Here is a 4,835-nt window from a genome sequence, read left to right as displayed (position 1 = left end):
CGGGCTCGTTCGGCCCGGGGGCTGGCGGCTGGCAAATCCTTCGACTTGCCGCCGTCGCCCTTCGAACCGCCCTTGCCGGACCCGGAGTTGCCCGGACTTCCCTTGCCCGTACCAGATCCTCCAGAGCCGTTCTGGCGGCCTTTGGGACCGCCGGACGACTCATTGCCCTTCGAACCGCCTCCGCGCCCGCCAGCGGAACGATCAGAGCCCTTCCCGGTGCTCTTGGGGGAGTTGCCGCTCCCGGAGCCTCCGCCGGAGCCCCGGCCCGAGCCACCGCCACCGGAGCCGCCGGCCTTCGAGCCGCCCTTGTCGGAACCCATGCCGGAGCCGGAGGACCGCGAGCGGTCCGCGTCGGCCTTGCCGCGGGCCACCGCCTTGTCGGCCTTCGCTTTCATCATCGCGGTGTGGAGCCTGGAATTCTGCTCCATCATCGCGACTTCCCGGGCGGTACGGGCCTCCACAAGCGCGGCCTTGCGTGCGATTTCCGCCTCACGGAACGACGCTTCTCCGGCGTGCCGGTCCCGCGCTACTTCCAGTCGGTATTCCAGCCAGTCACCGAGACGGTCAGCAAGAGAACGACGCTGGACATATTCTCCGTCCTCTTCCTCGTATTCTCCGCCCCCGGAATCCGGGGGGCCGGGAATTCCCGTTTCGCGGAGCGCCGTTTCCGGGGAAATCGGCTCGCGAACAGCCGGGATTTCCATTGTTGTCTCTTCCGGGGACTCCGGAGGGACACCATCACCCGCACTGCTGTCCGGCGGTTCGGAATAAAAGAGATCCCCGGCATCGGGAGCGTCCGGCATCGCGCCGGAATCACCGCCCCGAGCGGGGAGGTGAACAACGTTGCTGTCGGTGTCGTCGGACACGCGACTCCTCCTCCTGGGCTTGACAACCGGCACCGGCCTCGCGTACACGCGTGCGCGGCACGCGTGACACGCGACACGCGCGGCACGCGTTGGGATCGCCGAAGGGCCGTCCCCAGGGGATCGGAGGCGGCCCTTCGTGCGGAATGCGAGAGTCAGCCGACGTAGCGGCGGTAGACGTTCTCCAGGGCGAGCGCGACCTCACGGATGAACACCGTGTCTCCGTCGCGGAATGCCTGCGTGCCCCGGATATTCATGAGCCGGAGCCAGTAGTAGAAAGTGCCGAGGTCAACGCCGTGTTCAGCGATCAGATCCTGTCTGATTTTCCGCTCGTGTTGCGCACGGTTGTATTTCTTCCGCTCGGCCCTCGTGAGCGGGCGACCTGCACTCACGCCGATTCCCTGCGGTCCAGGTTGTAAATCGACGTGGGACCACCATAGCCCATATCCGAGCTCTGCGCACCCTGCTGCCCCGGGTTTTCCGGGGCGACCTGGAGCGGCGGGTTGTTCTTACGCGCCTCGATCTGCGTCTTTTCCTTTCGCTGCCTCTTAACCTCCTTCACCTTTTCGTCGTGGGCGTGGCGCTTGTGGGTGCTCTTTTCCAGTCCCGAACTAATGCTCTTGAGGTTCTTGAGAATGTCGTTCAGGGATTTTTCCACCGGGAAAGAGCGCAGGAAAGCCTGGCCCATCCTGTCGCCCTCCACACGCGTTCCGCGGCAGTGCACGCGGGTCTCGCGCCGGAGGATCTCCAGCTTGGCCTGCATGTCCAGCACGACCCGGTTGAAGTCCGCGAGGTAGTGCGCGTAGGCGGCGGGGTTCTTCGCGATCTCGCGCAGCGCCTCGTTCGGGTCGTCAAAGAAGTTCCTGTCGGTGTCGGTGTTCACGGGGGTCCTCCACGGGGGTCGGATCTGCTGTACTCGGGGGCTGTTGACTGCTTCCGGCAGTCGCAGCGAGGGCCAGCCCACTACGGATGGGCTGGCCCTCACTGATGTGTGCCGGACGGGTGCGGGGCGCCGGCCTTGCTTCCAGCGGGTCCGCTGAGTGATGCGGCCTTCAGGGCTGGTCGCCCGTGGGCGGACGGTGTGTGCCGCGTGGTCTCACGAGACGACCTTGAAGCGGGACCGTGCGATCTCAAGGCGGCGCCCGGCAGTGGCGCGTGAGACGCCCAGGACGTCCTTGGCCTCGTCGACTGAGACGGTGTCCACACCCTGTCGCCGGTACATGAGACTGAGCAGCGAGGTGATCTGCCCCTCGATCTCAGCGTCCCGGGCGAGCGCGGGGCGGCTTGTCTCAGCGGAGCGCAGCGCGACCGGAGCCGCACTGTTGCCCGAAGGACTTGTCTCATGGCCTGACCTGCGCGTCTCACGCGCGTGAGACGCCGTCTCAGCCGTACTCACCAGCCCGCCTGTCTCACTGATGCCCGTCTCAAGCGCCCGGGGCGTCTCACTCCCGCATGTCTCGGCAACGGGTGCCGGTGCGGTGCGGGGGTGGGGAACCGTCTCACCGAGACCGGTGAGACCGGAGACCGGGGCCGGGCCGGTCTCACCGGCGGGTGTGGAGTGTGTCGTCTCATCCAGTCCGGCTCGGTTCCCGGTGCCGGTCTCACCGGAGTCCGTCTCAGGCTCTTTGGTGATCTGGTGGATGCGCCACATCACCCACGGGGCGATCGCTGCGACCGCGACGATGAGCCACCACAGCGGATCGCCCTTCTTGTCGACGCCGACCAGTCCGGCGTCCGCGAGGTGATAGATGGCGTTCGCGGCGACCATGAGGATCAGGGCGCCCGCGACGTCACGGTGCCGGCGGAACGCCTGCACGACGTAGACGTCGATCGCCAGCGGCAGCGCCCAGGCGACCTCCGCGGGCCAGCCGCTCAGCTGGGCCAGGGCGAACTCGCCGGAGGCGGTGAGGACGATCGTCGCGCCCAGGGCCACGCGCGGCCCCCAGGTGTTGACGAAGTTCTTCCCCTTCCCCTGGCGGGCGATGAGCGCCTGGGCCTTCGCGGTCTCCTCGCGGGTGGCCTCCAGTTCCCGCCGCGCCGCCTGCTGTTCGGCACGGAACCGGGAGCGCACCTGCTCGGCTTCCGTCTCGGCGGCGGCCACAAGGCGGGCCGCCTCCTTCTCGGCCGCCGTGATCCGCTCGGACGCGGCGCTCTCCGCGCCGGAGATGGCGCCGGCTGCTTTGGCCTCCGCGATCGAGCGGACCTTGAGGACGTCCTCCTCCGCCTGCGCCTGGGCGGCTTCGAGGACCTGCCGGGCCTCCCCGCGCCGGTCGTCGGCGTCCTGCTCGGCCTCGCGCAGCACCTCGGCCGCCTGGCCGCGGGCGTGGTCCAGGATCCGGGCCGCGTCCTCCTCGGCCGTCTCGACCTCCTCGCGAGCCTGGACACGCAGCTGCTCAGCGTCCTTCTCTGCCTGCTGGCGCATCTCGGCCGCAGCCTCGCGGCGGGCGTGGGCGTCGTCTTCGGCAGCGGACACCAGGTCAGCGGCCCGGTGCTTGGCCTCCTCCACCAGGTGCGCTGCGTGCCCGGCGGTGGCCTCGGCCTCGGCCCGGGCGCGCTCCTTGTCCCTCTCGGCCTCGGTACGGACCTGTGCCGCGCGGGCGCGGGCTGCCTCCACGATCCGGGCGGCCTCCGCTTCCGCCTCGGCCTGGAGCTTCTCTGCGGCCTGCCGACGGCGGGCCAGGGTCTGCTCGGCCGCCGCCAGGTCGCCGTCGGCGATCGTGCGGGCGCGCTGGACGGTCTCCTCGGCCGCCGCGATCTGTTCGTCGGTGAGCTTGCGCATCCGCTCGGTCTGCTCCCTCGCGGCCGTGAGGATGCTGTCCGCTTCCGCCTGTGCCTTCTGTGCGGCGCTGTCGGCCTCGGCCGTCTGCCGGCGCGCTCTGGCGAGCAGGGCCTCGGCCTCGGTGCGCGCGGCGGCGAGCAGCTGGTCGGCCTCCGCGCGGGCGGCCGTCACGGTCGCTTCGGTATCGACGACCGGCGTCGGTACGGGGGCGGGAGCAGTGGCCGCCGTCGTACCGGTGTCCTCGCTCGCAGCGGCCGTCGCGGCGGCTGTGGTGGCTTCGGTCCTGGCCGTCGTCTTCTTGGCGGCAGCCTTGCGGGCGGGCTGGCGTCGGCTGGTCACAACAGGTCCTTTCGTGCGGGGCGCGAGGCCGGCGCGGGCTTGGTGGGGGGGAGGGGCGGCTGGAGGGGTCGTCAGCGGATCCACCGGCCGTCGCGGATGACGACGGTGCCGTCCGTGAGGGTGAGGTTGGTGATGAACGCGGACAGCGTGGTGCCGTCCAGCGCGCGGCGGGTGTAGTCGGTGGCCCACACGTCCTCGCCGTCCCGGCTGCCGAAGAGGTAGACCCGGGTGGCGAAGGCGGGCTCCAGAACGGCCGCCGCGTTCTGGGCCCGGCGCTCGGTCGGCAGGACGAGCGTCCCGCACGAGTCGTTGAAGCCGATCAGGAACAGGTCGCGCACCTCGAAGCCGCGCACGTCCAGCACGCTCAGGATGGGCTCGGTCGAGCCGTGGGTGTAGACACCGTTCGGATGGGTCTTGATCCACCGGTTCGTCGCGAACCGGCTCATGTCGTAAGGCATCGTGACCTCGTCTCAGGTTTGTGAGTCCGGGCCTTTCCCGGAATCAGGCGTAGGAAAGGCCGACCGCCCGAGGCGCGGGCTGTCGGCTCGGAGAGTGCTGTGGGGGTGGCAATAAAACTGTCCGGGGCTCCCGCCCGGCGGGAACGAAACTCAGCGCTCCATGCCGGTCGCGGATCCTCAGCCGTGATACGGCCAGCGCGAAACCGGACCGAAGAACGCCCGGAATGCGACGGCGGCCAACAGCGGCGGCACCAGCAGCATCATGGCGATCAGTACGTAGCGCACAGGCGTGACCCCTTCTACGGATGGTGCTGACCCGGGCTGTCCGGCTCCCTTGCGACTCGGGCCCTCCCGGTGAGATCCGGGAGGGCCCGAGCAGGCAACCGACAGAACGTG

4 protein-coding genes and 1 pseudogene are annotated in these 4,835 nt (G+C 69.6%); all 5 read right to left on the bottom strand.

Annotation, left to right across the window (positions count from 1 at the left end; translation table 11 throughout):
* Window positions 1-866, bottom strand: a pseudogene (locus GA0115259_RS32615) (ATP/GTP-binding protein); the annotation flags it as partial.
* Between the two features lie 152 nt (window positions 867-1,018).
* Window positions 1,019-1,255 carry a hypothetical protein gene (locus GA0115259_RS32610; protein WP_093603650.1) on the bottom strand — a complete coding sequence of 79 codons (237 nt, stop codon included), beginning with the start codon at window positions 1,253-1,255 and terminating at the stop codon, window positions 1,019-1,021.
* Complete coding sequence (locus tag GA0115259_RS32605) at window positions 1,252-1,746, bottom strand: hypothetical protein (protein ID WP_093603648.1); 495 nt, start codon at window positions 1,744-1,746, stop codon at window positions 1,252-1,254. The genes GA0115259_RS32610 and GA0115259_RS32605 overlap by 4 nt, the downstream gene beginning before the upstream one ends.
* Before the next feature lie 213 nt (window positions 1,747-1,959).
* A complete protein-coding gene (locus tag GA0115259_RS32600) occupies window positions 1,960-3,981 on the bottom strand; it encodes a coiled-coil domain-containing protein (protein WP_093603646.1) in 2,022 nt (673 codons plus the stop codon).
* Between the two features lie 71 nt (window positions 3,982-4,052).
* Window positions 4,053-4,427, bottom strand: coding sequence for a hypothetical protein (locus GA0115259_RS32595; RefSeq protein WP_141716782.1), 375 nt, complete (start codon window positions 4,425-4,427; stop codon window positions 4,053-4,055).
* Window positions 4,428-4,835 lie beyond the last annotated feature (408 nt).

The sequence above is a fragment of the Streptomyces sp. MnatMP-M17 genome, from assembly GCF_900091995.1.
Lineage (GTDB): Bacteria > Actinomycetota > Actinomycetes > Streptomycetales > Streptomycetaceae > Streptomyces.
This window is presented reverse-complemented; position numbering and strand designations above follow the sequence as displayed.

Bases quoted from the DNA above. Each gene is read 5' to 3' on its own strand.
- GA0115259_RS32595 (WP_141716782.1), bottom strand. From the start codon at position 4,427: ATGAGCCGGTTCGCGACGAACCGGTGGATCAAGACCCATCCGAACGGT.